The following is a 19192-nucleotide window of genomic DNA, read 5'->3' as shown; positions in this document are numbered from 1 at the left end:
GCCCTTCTCTCACACCCTCTCCTCTCACACCCCGAGGGGCTCGGGAGGGGCGGAAGGCGCGACCGACGGAGTCTTGGTCGGCGTGCAGACCGTGTTCGCGCCCGGCACCTTCCCGTCCAGCAGGTAGGAGTTCACCGCCGCCTGCACGCACGCGTCGCCGCTGTTGTACGCGCCGTGCCCCTCGCCCTTGTAGGTGAGCTCCACCCCGACGCCGGGGCCGAGCCGCTCCACCATGTTGCGGGCGCCCTCGTACGGGGTCGCGGGGTCCCCGGTGTTGCCGATCACCAGGATCGGCGCGGAACCCGGGGCGGACACGTCCGGGGTCTCCCACGCGCCCGGGACCGGCCAGTCGGTGCAGCTCATCAGCGCCCAGCCGAGGAAGTCCCCGAAGACGGGCGAGGCCGCGCGGAAGGCCGGCAGCTTGGCCTTCGTCTGCGCCAGCGTGTAGCGGTCCTTGAAGTCGGCGCAGTTGATCGCCGTGTTGGCCGCGCCGATGTTGCTGTAATTGCCGTTCTGGTCCCGGCCGTTGAGCGCGTCGGACAGCGCCATCAGCAACTGCCCCTGCCCGCCCTCGGCCTCGTCCAGCCCCTGCTCCAGCAGCGGCCAGAGCTCCTTGGAGTACAGGGCCTGGGCGATGCCGTTGGTGGCGGCGGACTCGGTCAGCTTCCGGTCGCCGATACCGGGGATGGGGTGCGCGGCGAGCTCCTTCTGTAGCTTGATGATGTTGTCCTCGATCTCCTTGGCGGTGCTGCCCTGGATCCGGCAGTCGTCACCCCGGTTCACGCAGTCCTGCGCCCAGTTGCCGAGGGCCAGCTGGAAGCCCTTCGCCTGGCCGAGCGCCCCCTCCTCGGAGGTCTTGGTCGGGTCCACGACGGCGTCGAAGACGGCCCGGCCGACGTTCTTCGGGAAGAGGTGGGCGTAGACCCCGCCGAGTTCGGTGCCGTAGGAGATCCCGAAGTAGTTCAGCTTCTCGTCGCCGAGCGCCTGGCGGATCCGGTCCAGGTCGCGGGCGGCGTTCTCGGTGCCGACGTGCGGCAGCACCTTCCCGGAGTTCGTCTCGCAGGCCTTCTGGTACTGCTTGATGCCGTCGACGAAGGCCTTCTCCTGCTGCGCGGACGCGGGGGTGTTGTCCTGCGCGTAGTACGCGTCGAGCTGCTTGTTGTCCTCGCAGCGGACCGGCGCGCTGCCGCCGACCCCGCGCGGGTCGAAGCTGACCAGGTCATAGCGCTCGCGCAGCGCCTCGTACTCCTTGGCCGCGCCGGGGAGCGTACTGATCCCGGATCCGCCGGGCCCGCCGAAGTTGAAGACGAGCGACCCGAGCCGCTTGTCCTTGTCGCGCGCCTTCGCGCGGATGAGGGCGATCGGAATGGTCTCCCCCTCGGGCTTCGCGTAGTCGAGGGGCACGTGCAGGGTGGCGCACTGCCAGTCCTTCGGCGGCGCCTGCCCACCCCCCTCGGCGGGGGTCGGCGCCTCGCACTCCCCCCACTTCAGCGGCTCGGCCCCCTCGGTCCCGCCGGCCCTGGTCTTCTGCTCCCCGCCACTGTCGGAACAGCCCCCGGCCAGCCCCACGGCGACGACGACGGCAACGGCGGCCCGCAGCACATTTCTCGACATGCCCCCATCCTGCGTTCCCCGCCTCCCCCCCGCCCCCGCGCTGACCCATTCGGGTAGCGCCGGCGCGGGGCCCCGCCGGGCGTCAGATCGCTTCCTTGCGGGTCAGGAAGTTGAAGGAGATCCAGCCGGGGAGGACCGGGAGCCAGAAGGTCATCAGGCGGAACAGCAGGACCGCCGAGATGGCGACCTGCTTGTCCAGGCCCGCCGCGATCAGGCCCAGGGTCAGGGTGGTTTCCACCGCGCCCATGCCGCCGGGGGTCGGGGCTGCCGAGCCGAGGGCGTTGCCGGCGAGGAAGACGACCGCGATGCTCGCGTAGCTGATGGCCTGCCCGCCGCCGAAGGCACGGATCGAGGCGTCCAGGCACATCACGAAGCAGCCCGTCAGCAGCAGCATCCCGCCGATGCCGGTCACCAGCTTCTGCGGCCGCTGGAGCACGTCCAGCATGCGCGGCACCACGCCCGCGAACAGCGCCCGTACCCGGGTCACCACGAACTTCCGCAGGAACGGCACCGCCGTCACGACGAGGACCAGCACCGCGACCGTCAGCAGACCCGCGATGACCGTCCTCGACGGGGTCATCTCCGGGGTCTTCTCCGTCCCCGTCAGGTAGCCGAACGCGAGCAGCAGCAGGACGTGGCTGGCCAGCCCGAACAACTGCGAGGCGCCCACGCTGGCCACCGCCAGACCGGGCCGGACCCCGGAGCGCTGGAGGAAGCGGGTGTTCAGCGCGACTCCGCCGACCGCCGCCGGCGCCACCAGCTTCACGAACGAGCCCGCCACCTGCGCGAGCACCGTCCGCAGGAACGACACCCGCTCCGGTACGAAGCCCAGCAGGCTCATCGCCGCCGCGAAGTACGTCAGGACCGAGAAGGCCAGCGCCGCCCCGACCCAGCCCCACTGCGCCGAGCTGATGATCGTCGCGAAGTCCACGTGGGCCAGCTGCGTCAGCAGGAAGTACGCGCCGAACGCGCCCGCGATGAACGAGACCAGCGTGCGCGGCCGGATCCGCTCCAGCCGGGCCGGCTCCACCGGCGCCTGCGGGCGGATCAGCAGCACCTGCCGGCGGATCTGGCTCAGCAGGTCCTCCTCGCGGGCCTCTTCGAGCGCGTCGTCCAGCGCCCGCTTCTCGGCCTTGCGGTCAGCGGCCGGAGTCGTGCCCGTGGCCGTGCCCGAGACCGCCTCCCGCGCCGCCTTCGCCGCCCGCGAGGACTCCAGTACGGCTTCCCGCTCCCGGTCCGCCCGCTCCCGGGCGAGCCTGCGCAGCGTCGCCCGCGTGGAGCGGCTCAGCGCGATCGGCTGGAGCAGCGGCAGGCAGTCCGCCACCGCGTCCGGGCCGAGCACCGACACCGCCGAGGCCACCGACCGCTCCGCGCCGACCCGTAGGCCCAGCGTGGTCAGGAGCTGCGCGATGTCCATCCGCAGCACCAGGTCGCCGGCCGCGATCTCGCCGCCGCGCAGGTCGGTGAGGATGACGTTGCCGGAACGATCCACCACGAGGGCGTCACCGGTCAGCCTGCGGTGCGCGATCCGCCGCGACTGCAGCGCCCGCACCTGCTCCCAGGCGTTGCGGGCCAGCCCGTCGGTGATCTCCTCGTCGGGGAGGGAGTCCAGGGACCGGCCGCCCAGGTGCTCGTACACGAGCATCACGGCGTCCGGGCCGAGCTCGGAGGTGGCGATCAGCTTCGGCGCGTTCGCCCCCGCCGCGATCGCCGCGTACGCGAGCAGCGCCTCCTGCTCCAGCGCCTGGCGCAGCGAGGAGTTCAGGCTGCGCCGGACGGTGATGCCGCGCAGGGTGAGCCGGCGCCAGACCCGGTAGAAGAACCCGTGGGCCTGCTGTTCGCGGTCCACGACCGTGACGTCGAGCGCAGGCCCGTCCTCCAGGGTGACGTGGTAGCTGCGCCCCCGGTCGGCGTCGTAATCGGATCCGTCGGGTGATTCGGCGCGCCTCGCGCTGACCGGCTGGAAACCGACCCGGCGCAGCCCGGCGAGGAGGTTCTGCCCGGTGGGCCGGACGTTCGGCGAGCCGACGGCGTAGAGGGTCCCGTACGCGACGCTCCAGCCGATCAGCACGGTCAGGATGATCGAGAACGGTGTGGTGTAGCCGCCGACCAGCATCGCGAACGCGTCGAGCAGCAGCACCAGCCACAGCGCGACCCGCCAGCGCGGCCTGCGGGACATCCCCACGGCCGTCATGTACGCGATGACCGGCGCGAGGTATCCGTGCACCGGGTCGGTGAGCGCCCCGCCGGCGCCGGCGGAGCGGGTCAGGGCGTCCTGGATGCTCTCCGGGGCGGCCTCGGAGACCCACAGGTCGGTCGCGAGCGTCACCCCGTGCGCGAGGACGGCGGCGAGCACGCCGTCGGCGATGCGCAGTCCGTCGCGTTTGATCAGCCGCTCGATGGCGAAGGCGACGGGCACGAGGAGCACGGCGATGCTGGAGACCAGCCCGGCGACCTTGATGAGCAGGTCCGGCGCCTGGCCGGTGCCCTTGCTGATGTCCGCTTCCAGGCCGACGGTGGTGCCGTGCGCGAAGGCGGCGATGGCGAGGACGACGGCGATGCCGAGGACGCCGACGAGCAGCCGGACGAGGTCGGACGGCCGGTGGACGCGGGCGGCGAGCAGGGGCTCGTCCACCTCGACCTGGTCGGCCGCCGTCGGGGCGTGGTCGTGGTCGCCGTTGCCACCGGGCTTCGGGGCCTGCGGGTCCTGTGGGGCCCGCGGGGCCTGGGGTTTCCGGGCGTCGGGGCGCGTGGAGGCGCCGCCGTCCGCCCGCGGTGAAGGAGCGTCGGAGTGCGCGGCGGAGCCGCCGTCTGGGCGCGCGCCGTCGTCCGTCGCATCGCCGTCCGGAGGGCTCACACCCTGCTCCTTCGCCTTCACATCCGTCTCTTCTTGATCACGTATCACGCGTCACCGCCCGGAAGATGGTGGCACGGACGGGCGGGCGGGGGAGGCATCAGGGTGCGCGCCATCGCGGAAGGAAACCTTCCAAGGTCTTGTCGGTGACGTACGGCACCATGTGCCGAATGAGCGAAGAGCTGCCCGCGTACGCGGAGCGGGTACTGGACGCGGCCGAGCGGATTCCGCCCGGCCGGGTGATGACGTACGGGGACGTCGCCGAGTGGCTCGACGAGGGCGGACCGCGCCAAGTCGGGCGCGTCATGGCCCTGTACGGGGGAGCCGTGCCCTGGTGGCGGGTGGTCAGGTCGGACGGCAGGCCCCTTCCCGGGAGCGAGCTGCGCGCGCTGGAGCACTACCGGACAGAGTCCACCCCGCTGCGCGAGACCGCCACCGGAGAGCAGCGGCTCGACATGCGCAGGGCGCGCTGGGACGGGCGGGACGGGGGATCCGGGCCGGGCGGAAGGGACGAGGCTCACATCTGACAGCTTCCGCCATGGGGCGCCCGGGCGGGAGGTCGAAGACGCGTACGGGGGAGTGCGCGCGGGACCCCGCGCGCCACCCGGGGTCCCTGCGGGGGACGTGCCCGTTGGCGTAGCGTTGCCTCTTCGGCCATCGCCGCGACCGCGGCGCCGGCGGACCCGGCAGCCCGGGCGGACCGTGCAGACCCCGCAGACCCCGTAGACCCACCAGGACCGGCAGCTCACGTGATCACCTCTCCCTCCGACCGCTCCGAGCGGCGTACGCGGACCCCTGACGCGTACCGCCTGGTGCGCACCGGACCGGACCGGGTGGTTCCTCCTGTTCTGGACGCAGCGCAGCGCGCTGTGGTTGACCACCCCGGCGGACCGCTCCTCGTCCTGGCCGGCCCCGGTACGGGGAAGACGACCACGCTGGTCGAGGCGGCCGCCGCCCGCGTCGAGGCCGGCACCGACCCCGCCCGGATCCTGATCCTCACCTTCAGCCGCAAGGCGGCGGTGGAACTGCGCGACCGGGCCGCGCTGCGCCTCGGCGGGGCGCGGGCTCCGCAGGCCACCACATTCCACTCCTTCTGCTACGGGCTGGTCCGCGCCCACCAGGACACCGACCTGTTCGCGGATCCGCTGCGGCTGCTGTCCGGTCCCGAGCAGGACGTGATGGTCCGCACCCTGCTGGAGGGCCAGCGCCGGCAGCGCTCCATCCGCTGGCCCGACGACCTGCGGGCCGCGCTGACCACGCGCGGCTTCGCCGACGAGGTCCGCGCGGTGCTGGCCCGGGCCCGTGAGCTGGGCCTGGGCCCGCACGCCCTGTCCGACTTCGCGGCCCGGCTGGGGCGGCCGGACTGGCAGGCGGCGGCGGCCTTCCTCTCGGAGTACCTGGACGTCCTGGACCTCCAGGGCACCCTCGACTACGCGGAGCTGCTGCACCGGGCGGTGCTGCTGGCGGAGCGCACGCCGTCGCTCGCGGCGGCGTACGACGTGATCTACGTCGACGAGTTCCAGGACACCGACGCCTCGCAGCTGCGGCTGCTGCGGGCGCTGACCGGACCCGGCGGGACGCTGGTCGCCTTCGGCGACCCCGACCAGTCGATCTACGCGTTCCGCGGCGCCGACATCAACAACACCCTGGACTTCGAGGGCGCCTTCCCGGGCGCGCGGGTGCGGGCGCTGACCGTCGGCCGCCGCTCCGCCTCGGCCCTGCTGGCCGCGACCCGCCTCCTGACCTCCCGGATGCCGCTGACGCGGCTGCCGGCGGCGGCGGTCCGCGCGCACCGGGGCCTCACGCCCATCCGGGAGGGCGGCCGGGTCGAGGTCTTCACGTACCCGACGGCGGGCGCGGAGCTGGACAACATCGCCGACGTCCTGCGCCGGGCGCACCTGGAGGAGGGCGTGCCGTGGCAGGACATGGCCGTCTTGGTCCGCGCCGGCGGCCGCACCCTGCCGGCGATGCGCCGCGCCCTGATCTCCGCCGGAGTCCCCGCCGAAACCGACGGCACGGACACCCCGCTGCGCCACGAACCCGCCGTCACCCCCCTCCTCACCGCCCTCCGCCTGGCCGCCCTCCCCCTGACCACCACGGCCGTGGACCCCGCCACCGACGGGGCCGAGCCGGCGGCGGGTGCCGTGGTGATTCCGGCGCAGTCGGCCGGGCCCTCGGCCGCCGAAGGCGCCGACGCGGGCGAGCGGGAAGGCTTCCCCGCCGCCGCGCTCGCGGACGACCCCGCGGCGGAGCCGGACGGCGACGTCGGCTCGGCGGTCGCGGAAGCGGACGCAGCCGCCGACGCGGTCGCGGTCGCCGACGCTGACGCGGTCGCCGATGCCGACGCGGACGCCTACGCGGACGGAGTTGCCGACGCCGACGGGGACGGCAGCTCCGCTGCGGAGGCGGGTGCCGGGGACGCGGGGATCGGGGTCGAGGCGGCCATCGCGCTGCTCGGGTCGCCGCTCGGGGGGATGGACGCCGCCGATCTGCGGCGGCTCGGGCGGGCGCTGCGCGACGAGGAGCGGGCCGCCGGGGTCAAGGTGCCCGCGCCCTCGGACGTACTGCTGGCCCGCGCCCTCGCGGAGCCCGAGCGGCTCACCGCCCACGACCCCGCCTACGCCCGCGGAGCGCAACGCCTCGGCCTGCTCCTGCGCAAGGCCCGCGAGCTGCTCCAGGGCGGCGGCACCGCCGAGGAGGCCCTGTGGGTCCTCTGGGACGGCACCCCCTGGCCCCAGCGCCTGGAGCGGAGCGCCCGCCGCGGCGGCGCGGCCGGCCGCAACGCCGACCGCGACCTCGACGCGGTGTGCGCCCTCTTCGACACCGCCGCCCGCGCGGAGGAACGTACCGGCGGCCGCGGCGCGCTCAACTTCCTCGAACAGCTCGAAGCCGAGGACATCGCCGCCGACACCCTCACCGGCAAGACCGCCCGCACCGACGCCGTACGGCTGATGACCGCCCACCGCTCCAAGGGCCTGGAGTGGTCCCTCGTCGTCGTGGCCGGCGTCCAGGAGGGCCTCTGGCCCGACCTGCGCCGCCGCGGTTCCCTCCTCGAAGCCGACCGCATCGGCCGCGACGGCCTCGCCGAACCCCTCACCCCCGGCGCGCTCCTCGCCGAGGAACGCCGCCTGTTCTACGTCGCCGCCACCCGCGCCCGCGACCGCCTCGTCGTCACCGCCGTCAAGGCCCCCGCCGACGACGGGGACCAGCCCTCCCGCTTCCTCACCGAACTCGGCGTCACCCCGAAGGACGTCACCGGCCGGCCGCGCCGGCCCCTCGCCGTACCCGCGCTCGTCGCCGAACTCCGCGCCACCACCGTCGACCCCGAGGCCTCCCCGGTCCTGCGCGACGCCGCCGCCCGCCGCCTCGCCCGCCTCGCCGCGCTCACCGACGAGGACGACCGCCCGCTGGTCCCCGCCGCGCACCCGCAGCGCTGGTGGGGCCTGTACGAGCCCACCCGCAGCAGCGTCCCGCTCCGCGACCGGGAGCGGCCGGTGGCCCTCTCCGGCTCCGCCCTGGACCAGCTCGCCAACACCTGCTCCCTCCAGTGGTTCCTCGGCCGCGAGGTCAAGGCCGACGCCCCCTCCACCGCCGCCCAGGGCTTCGGCAACGTCGTCCACGTCCTGGCCGACGAGGTCGCCTCCGGCCGGACCCCCGCCGACCTCGCCGTCCTCATGGAGCGCCTCGACACCGTCTGGGACGCCCTCGCCTTCGACGCGCCCTGGAAGTCCCGCCAGGAGAAGGAGAACGCCCGCGCCGCCCTGGAACGCTTCCTGCGCTGGCACACCACCGACCGCGGCGGCCGCGAGCCCGTGGCCACCGAGCACGACTTCGACGTCACCCTCGAAGCGGGCGAGTACGCCGTCCGCATCCGCGGCTCCATGGACCGGGTCGAGGCCGACCCGCAGGGCCGCGCGTACGTCGTCGACTTCAAGACCGGCAAGGGCGCCCCCACGAAGGACGAGGTCGCCCGCCACCCCCAGCTCGCCGTCTACCAGCTCGCCGTCCGCGAGGGCGCCGTGGACGAGGCCTTCGACGGGCTGCGCCCCGAGGCCGGCGGCGCCGAGCTCGTCCAGCTGCGCCAGGGCGCGGCCCAGCGCGACGGCGGCGACGCCGTGCCCAAGATCCAGGCCCAGCGGCCGCTGGAGGGGGAGTGGGTCGGCGACCTGCTCGCCACCGCCGCCGGGCGGGTCCTGGACGAACGGTTCGCCCCCGCCGCGGGCAAACACTGCGACCACTGCTCGTTCCGCAGCGCGTGCACGGCCCGCCCGGAGGGACGCCAGACCGTGGAGTGAGTCCGCGGGCCGAGACGGCGGCGGGGAGTGTCAGTCGGTCGGGCTAGCCTTTTCACGTGTCCGCGCGTCCGTCCGTCCTCACCGACCCCGAGCAGCTCAAGGAGCTCCTCGGTATCCCTTTCACGCCCGAACAGATGGCCTGTGTCACCGCTCCCGCCGCCCCGCAGGTGATCGTCGCGGGCGCCGGATCCGGCAAGACCACCGTCATGGCCGCCCGCGTGGTCTGGCTGGTCGGCACCGGCGCCGTCGCGCCCGAGCAGGTCCTCGGCCTGACCTTCACCAACAAGGCGGCCGGTGAGCTCGCCGAGCGCGTCCGCACGGCCCTCGCGCGGGCCGGCATCACCGACCCGGATCCGTCGCCCGTCCCTTCCACCGCCCCTTCCCCGGACCTATCCCCGGCCGGGGACGGCGCGGCCGGCGGCGAGCCGCGGATCTCGACGTACCACGCCTTCGCCGGGCAGCTCCTCAAGGACCACGGCATGCGCATCGGGCTGGAGCCCAGCGCCCGGCTGCTCGCCGACGCCACCCGCTTCCAGCTCGCCGCCCGCGTGCTGCGCGAGGCCCCCGGCCCGTACCCGGCGCTTACCAAGTCGATCCCCGACCTGGTCAGCGACCTCCTCGCGCTCGATGCGGAACTCTCCGAGCACCTGGTCGCGCCGGCGGACCTGCGCGCGTACGACACCGCGCTGCTGGATGTGCTGGCCGGCACCAAGCTCGGCAACGAGGACCTGCGCAAGGTGCCCGAAGCGGTGCGCGGCCGCCTCGAACTGGTCGAGCTCGTCGCCCGCTACCGCGCCGCCAAACGCTCCCGCGACCTGCTCGACTTCAGCGACCAGATAGCCCTCTCCGCGCAGCTCGCCACCACCCGGCCCGAGGTGGGCGCGCTGCTGCGCGAGGAGTTCCGGGTGGTCCTGCTCGACGAGTACCAGGACACCTCCGTCGCGCAGCGGCTGCTGCTGTCCGGCCTCTTCGGGGGCGGCACGGGGCACGCGGTGACCGCCGTCGGCGACCCCTGCCAGGCGATCTACGGCTGGCGCGGCGCCTCCGTCGCCAACCTCGACGACTTCCCCGAGCACTTCCCGCACGCGGGCGGCCGCCCCGCCACCCGCTTCTCGCTGAGCGAGAACCGGCGCAGCGGCGGCCGGCTGCTGGACCTGGCCAACGGCCTGGCCGCGCCGCTGCGCTCGATGCACGAGGGCGTCGAGGCGCTGCGCCCGGCGCCGGGGGCGGAGCGGGCCGGCTCGGTGCGGTGCGCGCTGCTGCCCACGCACGCCGAGGAGCTGGAGTGGCTCGGCGACTCGGTGGCCCACCTGGTCCGCACCGGGACGGAGCCGCGCGAGATCGCGGTGCTGTGCCGCTCGGGCGGCGATTTCGCGCGGATCCAGGCCGCCCTGGTGGCCCGGGACGTGCCGGTGGAGGTGGTCGGCCTCTCCGGGCTGCTGCACCTTCCGGAGGTCGCCGACCTGGTCGCGGTCTGCGAGGTCCTCCAGGACCCGGGCGCCAACGCCGCGCTGGTCCGGCTGCTGATCGGGCCGCGCTGGCGGATCGGCGCGCGCGACCTGGCGCTGCTGGGCCGCCGGGCGCGGCAGCTGGTCGCCCGGACCCCGGGCGAGGTGGATCCGGACGAACGCCTCGCGGCGGCCGTCGAGGGCGTGGACCCGGTCGAGGTCGTCTCCCTCGCGGACGCGCTGGAGACGTTCCTGGACGGCTCGGGGCACTCCTCCGCCGCGCCCGTGGACGAGCTGCCGTTCTCGGCGCAGGCCCGGGTCCGGTTCGCGCACCTCGCCCAGGAGCTGCGCGACCTGCGGCGTTCGCTCGCCGACCCGCTGATGGACGTACTGCACCGGGTGCTGGCCACGACCGGGCTGGATGTGGAGCTGTCGGCGTCGCCGCACGCGCTGGCGGCCCGCCGCCGGGAGACGCTCTCCAACTTCATGGACGTGGCGGCCGGCTTCGCCTCCCTGGACGGCGAGGCCTCGCTGCTCGCCTTCCTGTCCTTCCTGCGTACGGCCGCCCAGTACGAGAAGGGCCTCGACCACGCGCTGCCGGGCGGCGAGAACACGGTGAAGGTGCTCACCGCGCACAAGTCCAAGGGCCTGGAGTGGGACGTGGTCGTGGTCCCGGACCTGTGCGCGGGCTCGTTCCCGAAGGAGAAGGCCCCGGAGGCCTGGACCTCGTACGCGAAGGTCCTGCCGTACGCGCTGCGCGGGGACGCGGAGACCCTGCCGGGGGACCCGGCGTGGACCTCGGCGGGCCTGAAGTCCTTCAAGGCGGCCCTGAAGTCCCACAAGGAGGTCGAGGAGCTGCGCCTCGGGTACGTGACGTTCACGCGCCCGCGTTCCCTCCTGCTCGCCTCGGGCCACTGGTGGGGGCCGACCCAGAAGAGGCGCCGGGGCCCCTCGGCGTTCCTGGACGCGCTGCGCCGCCACTGCGAGGCGGGCCACGGCGAGATCGAGGCCTGGGCGGACGAACCCGATGAGGAGGCGGTCAACCCGGCCCTGGCGACCTCCGACACCCCGGACCACTCCTGGCCCCTCCCGCTGGACCCGGCCTCCCTCGCCCTCCGCCGCCACGCGGCGGCCCTGGTCGAGTCCCACCTGGCCGCCCCGCCCCCGGCGGCCCCCGCGGCCCCGGCGGACGACCTGTGGCCGGAGGCGGACCTGTGGGGCGCCGACGGCGACGCGGTGCCCGCCGACCCCACCGACCCCGCCGGGGACGAGCCGTGGCCGCAGGACGACCCGTGGCCGGAAGCGGACCCCTGGCCGGCCGACGACGCCGACGCCGCCGACGTCGAGGACGCCCCCGCGCCGGGCCGGGACGACCCGTGGCCGGACGCCGGCGCAGCCCTGCCCGGCGGAGCGCCGGTTCCGGGAAGGGACGGGGCCGGGGAAGCGCCCTCCCCGCGCGGGCTCACGCCCGAGGAGGCGCGGGCCGTCGCCTCCTGGGACCGGGACCTCGACGCGCTGGAGGGCGAGCTCCGCCGAGCGCGGGCGGTCGTCCGCGACGTCCCGCTCCCGTCGGCCCTCTCCGCCAGCCAGCTCCTGCGCCTCGCCGCCGACGAGCAGGCCTTCGCCCGCGACCTCGCCCGCCCCATGCCCCAGCCCCCCCAGCCCGCGGCGCGTCAGGGCACGCGCTTCCACGCCTGGGTGGAGTCCCGCTTCGACGAGCTCCCGCTCCCGCTCCTCGACGTCCTCGACCCCGAGACCGAGCTCCCCGGCGGCGACCAGGAGATCGCCGACGAGGCCGACCTCGACTCCCTCAAGGCGGCCTTCGAGCGGAGCGACTACGCCGAGCGCACCCCCCACCGCATGGAGGTCCCGGTCCAGCTGACCCTCGCCGGCCGCGTGATCCGCGGCCGGATCGACGCGGTCTACGCGAACCCCGACGGCACGTTCGAGATCGTCGACTGGAAGACCGGCCGTTCCACCGACGCCGACCCCCTCCAGCTCGCCGTGTACCGACTGGCCTGGTCGGAGACCACCGGCACGCCCCTCACCCACATCACCGCCGCCTTCCTGCACGTCCGCAGCGGCCGTGTGATCCGCCCCCGCAACCTCCCGGGCCGGGCCCGCCTTGAGCGGATCCTCCAAGGCGGATCCGACGCGGACGGTGACCTCGGAGCGGACGGATAGGCTCGTGGCCATGAGCGCATCCCCGGCGGACAGTGCCGTCCGCACGTACATCGACACCCACCGCGCGGACTTCCTCGACGACCTCGTCGACTGGCTGCGCATCCCTTCGGTCTCGGCGCAGCCCGAGCACGCGGGCGATGTACGCCGCAGCGCCGAGTGGCTCGCCGCGAAGCTCAAGGAGACCGGCTTCCCGGTCGCCGAGGTGTGGGAGACGGACGGCGCCCCCGCCGTCTTCGCCGAGTGGCCCGCCGCCGACCCGGCCGCCCCCACCGTCCTCGTCTACGGGCACCACGACGTCCAGCCGGCCGCCCTCGCCGACGGCTGGCACACCGACCCGTTCGAGCCGGTCGTCAAGGACGGCCGGATGTACGCCCGCGGCGCCGCCGACGACAAGGGCCAGGTCTTCTTCCACACGCTCGGCGTCCGCGCGCACCTCGCCGCGACCGGCGCCGACGCGCCCGCCGTGCACCTCAAGCTGCTCGTCGAGGGCGAGGAGGAGTCCGGCTCCCCGCACTTCCGCGCGCTGGTCGAGCGCGAGGCGGAGCGCCTGGCCACCGACATCGTGATCGTCTCCGACACCGGCATGTGGTCCGAGACCACGCCCACCGTCTGCACCGGCATGCGCGGCGTCGCCGACTGCGAGATCGACTTCCACGGCCCGGACCAGGACATCCACTCGGGCGCCTTCGGCGGGGCCGTGCCCAACCCGGCCACGGCCGCCGCCCGTCTCGTCGCCGCCCTGCACGACGAGGACGGCCGCGTCACGGTCCCCGGCTTCTACGACAACATCGCCGAGCTCACCGACGCCGAGCGCGAGCTGATCGCCGAGCTGCCGTTCGACGAGGCCGAGTGGCTCCGTACGGCCAAGTCGCACGCCGCCGCCGGCGAGAAGGGCTACTCGACGCTGGAGCGCGTCTGGGCCCGCCCCACCGCCGAGGTCAACGGCATCGGCGGCGGCTACCAGGGCCCCGGCGGCAAGACCATCGTGCCCGCCTCCGCACACCTGAAGCTCTCGTTCCGCCTGGTCTCCGGACAGGACCCGTACGAGGTCGAGGCCGCCGTCCGGGAGTGGGTCGCGGCCCGGATCCCGGCCGGGATCCGGCACTCCATCACCTTCGGCGCCCCCACCCGGCCCTGCCTGACCCCGCTGGACCACCCGGCGCTCCAGTCGGTCGTCCGGGCTATGGGCCGCGCCTTCGGCCAGAAGGTCCGCTTCACCCGCGAGGGCGGCTCGGGGCCCGCGGCGGACCTCCAGGACGTCCTGGACGCGCCCGTCCTCTTCCTCGGGATCTCCGTACCCTCCGACGGCTGGCACTCGCCGAACGAGAAGGTCGAGCTGGACCTGCTCCTCAAGGGCGTCGAGACGACCGCCCACCTCTGGGGAGACCTCGCGGAGAACTGGCCCGCCCCCTGACCGCCGCGCGCCGCGCCGCCCGGCGCGGCCGCGCCCACCCACGTCCGTACGCCTGCCTTGTCCCACCACCGGGGGAGTTGGAAGTACCTGTGAGCACCCATACCGAGCCCGAGCGCCCGATCTCGCTCGCCGCGCCCAGCGGAATCGACCGCGCCGCGCACCACCGCCTCGACGAGGCCTGGCTCGCCGCCGCCTGGAGCCACCCGACGACCCGCGTGTTCGTCGTCTCCGGCGGCCAGGTCCTGATCGACGACACCCCCGACGGCGGCTCCGGGATCGTGATGACCCCCGCCTTCGAGGCCCCCGTCACCGAGACCCACCGCTACTTCCTGGGCACCGACGAGGACGGCGTACGGTACTTCGCGCTGCAGAAGGACGCGCTGCCGGGCCGCATGGACCAGTCGGCCCGCCCGGCCGGTCTGCGCGAGGCCGGGCTGCTGCTGTCCCCGCGCGACGCCGGGCTGATGGTGCACGCCGTCGCGCTGGAGAACTGGCAGCGGATGCACCGCTTCTGCTCCCGCTGCGGCGAGCGCACCGTGGTCGCGGCCGCCGGGCACATCCGGCGCTGCCCGGGCTGCGGCGCCGAGCACTACCCGCGCACCGACCCGGCCGTCATCATGCTGGTCACCGACGAGCACGACCGGGCGCTGCTGGGCCGCCAGGTGCACTGGCCCGAGGGGCGGTTCTCGACGCTGGCCGGGTTCGTGGAGCCGGGCGAGTCCATAGAGCAGTCCGTGATCCGCGAGGTGTGGGAGGAGGCGGGCGTCCGCGTCGGCACCGTCGAGTACGTCGCCAGCCAGCCCTGGCCGTTCCCGTACAGCCTGATGCTGGGCTTCACCGCCCGGGCCGTCACCTCGGAGATCACCGTGGACGGCGAGGAGATCCAGGAGGCCCGCTGGTTCTCCCGCGAGGACCTGCGCGCCGCCTTCGAGAGCGGCGAGGTGCTGCCCCCGGCGGGGATCTCCATCGCCGCGCGCCTGGTCGAGCTCTGGTACGGCGAGCCGCTGCCGCGCCCCACTCCGTAACGTTCGTCACAGCAGAAGGCCCCCGCCGGGAGGCGGGGGCCTTTCTGAGCACAGCGGGTCAGACGGCGAGGGCCTGCTTGACCTGGGCCAGGCTCGGGTTGGTCATGACGGACTCGTTGCCGCCGACCGACTTCACGAGGACGGTCGGAACCGTCTGGTTGCCGCCGTTCGCCTGCTCCACGAACGCCGCGGACGCCGGGTCGAGCTCGATGTTGATCTCGTTGTACGCGATGCCCTCGCGGTCCAGCTGCTTCTTGAGGCGGTTGCAGTAGCCGCACCAGGTCGTGCTGTACATCGTGACGGTGCCCGTGTCCTGCATGCTGCGCTCTCCTTCGTGGGGGCTCGTTGGTCCGAGTACTCGAACGTACGGGACCGCCCCGCCATTCCCGGCCGCCACCGGTACGACGGATCCACCGTGCCTGTGGACAGATTTCTCGCCCGACCCACCAGACCTGGCAGCATGGCGGGGTGACAGCAGCAACGCACTCCTCAGCTTTCCCCGCCGCCGCGGACTCGGCCGACGCGGTGCTCCTGGGCCTGGACCCGGAGCAGCGCGAGGTCGCGACGACCCTGCGCGGACCGGTGTGCGTGCTGGCCGGTGCCGGTACGGGCAAGACCCGCGCGATCACCCACCGCATCGCCTACGGGGTCCGCTCCGGCCAGCTGATGCCCGCCAGCGTGCTGGCCGTCACCTTCACCAACCGCGCCGCGGGCGAGATGCGCGGCCGTCTGCGCACCCTCGGAGCGGGCGGGGTCCAGGCCCGGACCTTCCACTCCGCCGCGCTGCGCCAGCTCCAGTACTTCTGGCCCAAGGCCGTCGGCGGCGAGGTGCCCCGCCTCGTCGAGCGCAAGATCCAGCTCGTCGCCGAGGCCGGCGCGCGCTGCCGCATCCGCCTGGACCGGAGCGAGCTGCGCGATGTCACCGGTGAGATCGAGTGGGCCAAGGTCACCCAGACCGTCCCCGCCGACTACCCGGCGGCCGCCCTCAAGGCCGGCCGCGAGACCCCCCGGGACCTGGCGGAGACCGCCCAGATCTACGGGACGTACGAGCAGCTCAAGCGCGACCGCGGCATGATCGACTTCGAGGACGTGCTGCTCCTCACCGTCGGCATCCTCCAGGACCGCCGCGACATCGCCGAGCAGATCCGCACCCAGTACCAGCACTTCGTGGTGGATGAGTACCAGGACGTCAGCCCGCTCCAGCAGCGCCTGCTGGAGCTGTGGCTCGGCGACCGCGACAGCCTCTGCGTCGTCGGCGACGCCAGCCAGACGATCTACTCCTTCACCGGCGCGACCCCCGATCACCTGCTGTCCTTCCGCACCCGGTATCCGCAGGCCACCGTGGTCAAGCTGATCCGCGACTACCGCTCCACCCCGCAGGTGGTCCACCTCGCCAACGGGCTGCTGAACCAGGCCAAGGGCCGCGCCGCCGAGCACCGGCTGGAGCTGGTCTCGCAGCGCGAGCCCGGCCCCGCCCCGGTCTACGCCGAGTACCCGGACGAGCCCGCCGAGGCCGAGGGCGTCGCCGGCCGGATCAGGGACCTGATCGCCGCCGGCGTCCCGGCCGGCGAGATCGCCGTCCTCTACCGCATCAACGCCCAGTCCGAGGTCTACGAGCAGGCCCTCGCCGACGCCGGGGTGCCCTACCAGCTGCGCGGGGCCGAGCGGTTCTTCGAGCGCGCCGAGGTCCAGAAGGGGCTCCTCGCCCTGCGCGGGGCGGCCCGCTCCGCCGGCAGCGGCAACGACCCGCTGCTCGACGGCGTCGTGGAACTCGGCTCCCAGGTCCGGGCCGTGCTCAGCTCCACCGGCTGGAGCACCGAACCGCCGGCCGGCTCCGGCGCCGTGCGCGACCAGTGGGAATCCCTGGCCGCGCTCGTCCGGCTCGCCGAGGATTTCGCCCGGGCCCGGCCCGGCGCCACCCTGGCCGACCTCACGATCGAGCTGGAGGAGCGCAAGGCCGCCCAGCACGCACCGACCGTCCAGGGCGTCACCCTCGCCTCGCTGCACGCGGCGAAGGGCCTGGAGTGGGACGCCGTGTTCCTCGTCGGCCTCACCGACGGCATGATGCCGATCACCTACGCGAAGACCGATGAGCAGGTCGAGGAGGAACGCCGGCTGCTGTACGTCGGCGTCACCCGGGCGCGGCTCCACCTGACGCTCTCGTGGGGCCTCTCGCGGGCTCCGGGCGGCCGGGCCTCCCGACGCCCCAGCCGCTTCCTGAACGGCCTGAGGCCGGGCTCAGCGGCCCCGGGCGCCCGCGAGGGCGCGGCGGCCGAGCGCGGCGTCCGCAAACGCGGCCGCCGAGGGCCGGTGCTGTGCCGGGTCTGCGGCAAGACCCTGACCGAGGCCGGCGAGCTGAAGCTGATGCGCTGCGAGGACTGTCCGTCCGACATGGACGAGGGCCTCTACGAGCGGCTGCGGGAGTGGCGCGCGACACAGTCGCAGGAGCAAGGTCTGCCCGCGTACTGCGTCTTCACGGACAAGACCCTGATGGCGATCGCGGAGGCCGCGCCCTCCGAGGCGGGCGAGCTCTCGATGATCTCGGGGGTGGGCGGCCGCAAGCTCGACCGGTACGGGGCCGACGTCCTGGCCATATGCGCAGGTGGGGACCCCGGGGGCAGTGGTGCTGACGACGCGTAGAAACTCGTCGGAAAAATAGTTTGCACATGCCCAGCGAATCCCCATAGGTTCTTAGCAACGGAAACGGTGGCTTCTCCGAAGCCCCGGATCCGTGCTGTACTTATCCGAATACGCATGGGACAGGCCCTCCGGGGCCGAGTCCCCGAGACGCCGAGAGGAGGCGAGACCAGTGACCAGCTTCATGACCTTCACCAAAATGACCGATCGCTCGGTTGCCGCTTCCTGCCTGCTCGGCTCCTCTGCTCTCCTGCCCTCCCTCCGTGGTACCGGTCTGTCCGCGATTTCCGCCGACAGCCGCGCCTTCCTGGCCGCGCCCTCCGCGCTGTCGGCGAGTGAGCGCAATGAGCGACCGATCCAGGCACCGGTGGCAGTAGTGGCTGAAGCCCAGGCGCATGGCGCCTATGGATTCGCCGCCGCAGCCGGTGCCGGATCCCTGAAGAAGCAGACGACGACGCAGCACCACCTGATGTGGGCCTTCCGCGGGCTCGAACCCTGGAGTGATCCAGCCTGATCTCACGATCAGGCCGGCGCCTTCAGGGCCGCGGAACCCCACCCGGGATCCGCGGCCCTTCTGTTTGTCCCCGACCGGGGACGGACGCCCGAAGGTGCCTCGGGACTGGAAAGACCAGGTACCAGCCGACCCCGGCCGACCCCGGCCGGAACGACTAGACGACAAAGACGAGGAAGAAAACACCGTGCAACTCGAAGCGCACGCCCCGTCCGTACCGCAGACCCAGACCCTCTCCCCGCCCGCAGTCCCGGAGGACTCCACCTTGACTCCGCTCACCGCGCTCACCGCGCTCGACGACGCCATCGAGAACCTCGGCGTACCCGTTCCCTGCCGCACCTTCGACCCCGAGGTCTTCTTCGCCGAGTCCCCGGCCGACGTCGAGTACGCCAAGTCGCTCTGCCGCACCTGCCCTCTGGTCGAGGCCTGCCTCGCCGGGGCGATCGAGCGCCGCGAGCCCTGGGGCGTCTGGGGTGGCGAGCTCTTCGTCCAGGGAGTCGTCGTGGCCCGCAAGCGCCCGCGTGGTCGTCCGCGCAAGAACCCGGTCTCGGCATGACCGCCCTCGGAACCATCGACCGTCCCCTCACGCACGACCCGCTGAAGCAGGCCCTCATGACCCCCAACACCACCACGAGCGAGCAGCCGCACGGCTCCGCCACCGCAGACTTCATCACCGCAGGCGCGATGACCTCGCGTCAGAACAGGACCCGCGAAATGCAACTCATCCCAGAAGCCCTGGCTCGTGCCCATATGGACGACCGCATGCGTGAGGTCGACGCCGAGCGTCAGGCCCTGCGCCTGGTCGCCGCGCGCCGCATGCAGCGGCGAGCCGAGCGCGTTTCCCTGCGCGCCCGGCGGGCCCTCGCCATGGCCGTCATGCACTAAGGAGCCGGCAACGGCTCAACCCCGGGGGGACCGGTCCGAAGGGACCGGTCCCCCCGGTGCGTTGCTGTGGGCCGTCCCGCCCCGGCGGGGATATCGTCTGGTGGTGGACCAGCCGAATCCCCACCCCACCCCGTCGGGACATCAGGCCCAGCCCGTCGTCTGCGCGCGCTGCGGCACACAGTCCCCTGACGGCGCCCCGCCCACCTGGACCTGCTCGGTGGAGAACGGGAGCAGACAGTACTTCTGCGTCGACTGCGCGCGCGCCAACCTCCGCGCGATCGAGGGCCGGCTCGACTCCTCCTGGTGGTGACCGGCCCGCAGCCGC

General features: G+C 73.8%; 13 protein-coding genes. 10 read left to right on the top strand and 3 right to left on the bottom strand.

What is annotated here, in order from left to right:
- Nucleotides 1-24: 24 nt before the first annotated feature.
- Together IE248_RS02600 and IE248_RS02595 are read right to left on the bottom strand one after the other, a co-directional pair.
- Nucleotides 25-1614, bottom strand: coding sequence for an alpha/beta hydrolase (locus IE248_RS02600; protein ID WP_190029869.1), 1590 nt, complete (start codon nucleotides 1612-1614; stop codon nucleotides 25-27).
- Nucleotides 1615-1696: 82 nt separating this feature from the next.
- Nucleotides 1697-4519 (bottom strand): flippase-like domain-containing protein, encoded by a 2823-nt coding sequence (locus IE248_RS02595; protein WP_008743828.1) that lies wholly within the window; start codon nucleotides 4517-4519, stop codon nucleotides 1697-1699.
- A gap of 110 nt (nucleotides 4520-4629) precedes the next feature.
- On the opposite strand from IE248_RS02595, the gene IE248_RS02590 reads away from it, so the two are divergent.
- The 5 genes from IE248_RS02590 to nudC all read left to right on the top strand — a co-directional run bounded on the left by IE248_RS02590 (nucleotide 4630) and on the right by nudC (nucleotide 14834).
- On the top strand, nucleotides 4630-4995 hold the full coding sequence (locus IE248_RS02590) for an MGMT family protein (protein ID WP_190030065.1): 366 nt from the start codon (nucleotides 4630-4632) through the stop codon (nucleotides 4993-4995).
- Between the two features lie 225 nt (nucleotides 4996-5220).
- Nucleotides 5221-8763, top strand: a complete 3543-nt coding sequence (locus IE248_RS02585) for an ATP-dependent helicase (RefSeq protein WP_373301468.1) — start codon at nucleotides 5221-5223, stop codon at nucleotides 8761-8763.
- A gap of 56 nt (nucleotides 8764-8819) precedes the next feature.
- Nucleotides 8820-12395 (top strand): ATP-dependent helicase, encoded by a 3576-nt coding sequence (locus tag IE248_RS02580; protein WP_229895095.1) that lies wholly within the window; start codon nucleotides 8820-8822, stop codon nucleotides 12393-12395.
- A gap of 10 nt (nucleotides 12396-12405) precedes the next feature.
- Nucleotides 12406-13809, top strand: a complete 1404-nt coding sequence (locus tag IE248_RS02575) for a dipeptidase (RefSeq protein ID WP_037793298.1) — start codon at nucleotides 12406-12408, stop codon at nucleotides 13807-13809.
- Nucleotides 13810-13886: 77 nt separating this feature from the next.
- Nucleotides 13887-14834, top strand: coding sequence for an NAD(+) diphosphatase (gene nudC, locus IE248_RS02570; protein ID WP_008741471.1), 948 nt, complete (start codon nucleotides 13887-13889; stop codon nucleotides 14832-14834).
- Between the two features lie 58 nt (nucleotides 14835-14892).
- Here nudC and IE248_RS02565 read toward each other — a convergent pair whose 3' ends face one another.
- On the bottom strand, nucleotides 14893-15153 hold the full coding sequence (locus IE248_RS02565; RefSeq protein WP_008741472.1) for a mycoredoxin: 261 nt from the start codon (nucleotides 15151-15153) through the stop codon (nucleotides 14893-14895).
- 149 nt (nucleotides 15154-15302) lie between these two features.
- On the opposite strand from IE248_RS02565, the gene IE248_RS02560 reads away from it, so the two are divergent.
- From IE248_RS02560 to IE248_RS02540, 5 genes are all read left to right on the top strand, one after another.
- Nucleotides 15303-17474: an ATP-dependent DNA helicase UvrD2 gene (locus IE248_RS02560; protein ID WP_190029867.1), complete on the top strand. Its 2172-nt coding sequence runs from the start codon at nucleotides 15303-15305 to the stop codon at nucleotides 17472-17474.
- Between the two features lie 169 nt (nucleotides 17475-17643).
- Nucleotides 17644-17985, top strand: a complete 342-nt coding sequence (locus IE248_RS02555) for a hypothetical protein (RefSeq protein ID WP_373301449.1) — start codon at nucleotides 17644-17646, stop codon at nucleotides 17983-17985.
- Nucleotides 17986-18169: 184 nt separating this feature from the next.
- Nucleotides 18170-18538, top strand: coding sequence for a WhiB family transcriptional regulator (locus IE248_RS02550; protein WP_008741475.1), 369 nt, complete (start codon nucleotides 18170-18172; stop codon nucleotides 18536-18538).
- On the top strand, nucleotides 18535-18867 hold the full coding sequence (locus tag IE248_RS02545; protein WP_008741476.1) for a putative WhiB-interacting protein: 333 nt from the start codon (nucleotides 18535-18537) through the stop codon (nucleotides 18865-18867). The genes IE248_RS02550 and IE248_RS02545 overlap by 4 nt, the downstream gene beginning before the upstream one ends.
- Before the next feature lie 103 nt (nucleotides 18868-18970).
- Complete coding sequence (locus tag IE248_RS02540) at nucleotides 18971-19177, top strand: hypothetical protein (protein WP_073773308.1); 207 nt, start codon at nucleotides 18971-18973, stop codon at nucleotides 19175-19177.
- Nucleotides 19178-19192: the final 15 nt, after the last annotated feature.

The sequence above is a fragment of the Streptomyces goshikiensis genome (assembly GCF_014650555.1).
Taxonomy (GTDB): domain Bacteria; phylum Actinomycetota; class Actinomycetes; order Streptomycetales; family Streptomycetaceae; genus Streptomyces; species Streptomyces goshikiensis.
The sequence above is the reverse complement of the archived record's forward strand: the minus strand, read 5'-3'. Positions and strand labels throughout refer to the sequence as shown.

What these genes read in the sequence shown, in the direction of transcription:
- IE248_RS02600 (WP_190029869.1), bottom strand. Translation starts at nt 1,614, where the DNA reads ATGTCGAGAAATGTGCTGCGGGCCGCCGTTGCCGTCGTCGTCGCCGTG.
- IE248_RS02590 (WP_190030065.1), top strand. Translation starts at nt 4,630, where the DNA reads ATGTGCCGAATGAGCGAAGAGCTGCCCGCGTACGCGGAGCGGGTACTG.
- IE248_RS02575 (WP_037793298.1), top strand. Translation starts at nt 12,406, where the DNA reads ATGAGCGCATCCCCGGCGGACAGTGCCGTCCGCACGTACATCGACACC.
- IE248_RS02565 (WP_008741472.1), bottom strand. Translation starts at nt 15,153, where the DNA reads ATGCAGGACACGGGCACCGTCACGATGTACAGCACGACCTGGTGCGGC.
- IE248_RS02545 (WP_008741476.1), top strand. Translation starts at nt 18,535, where the DNA reads ATGACCGCCCTCGGAACCATCGACCGTCCCCTCACGCACGACCCGCTG.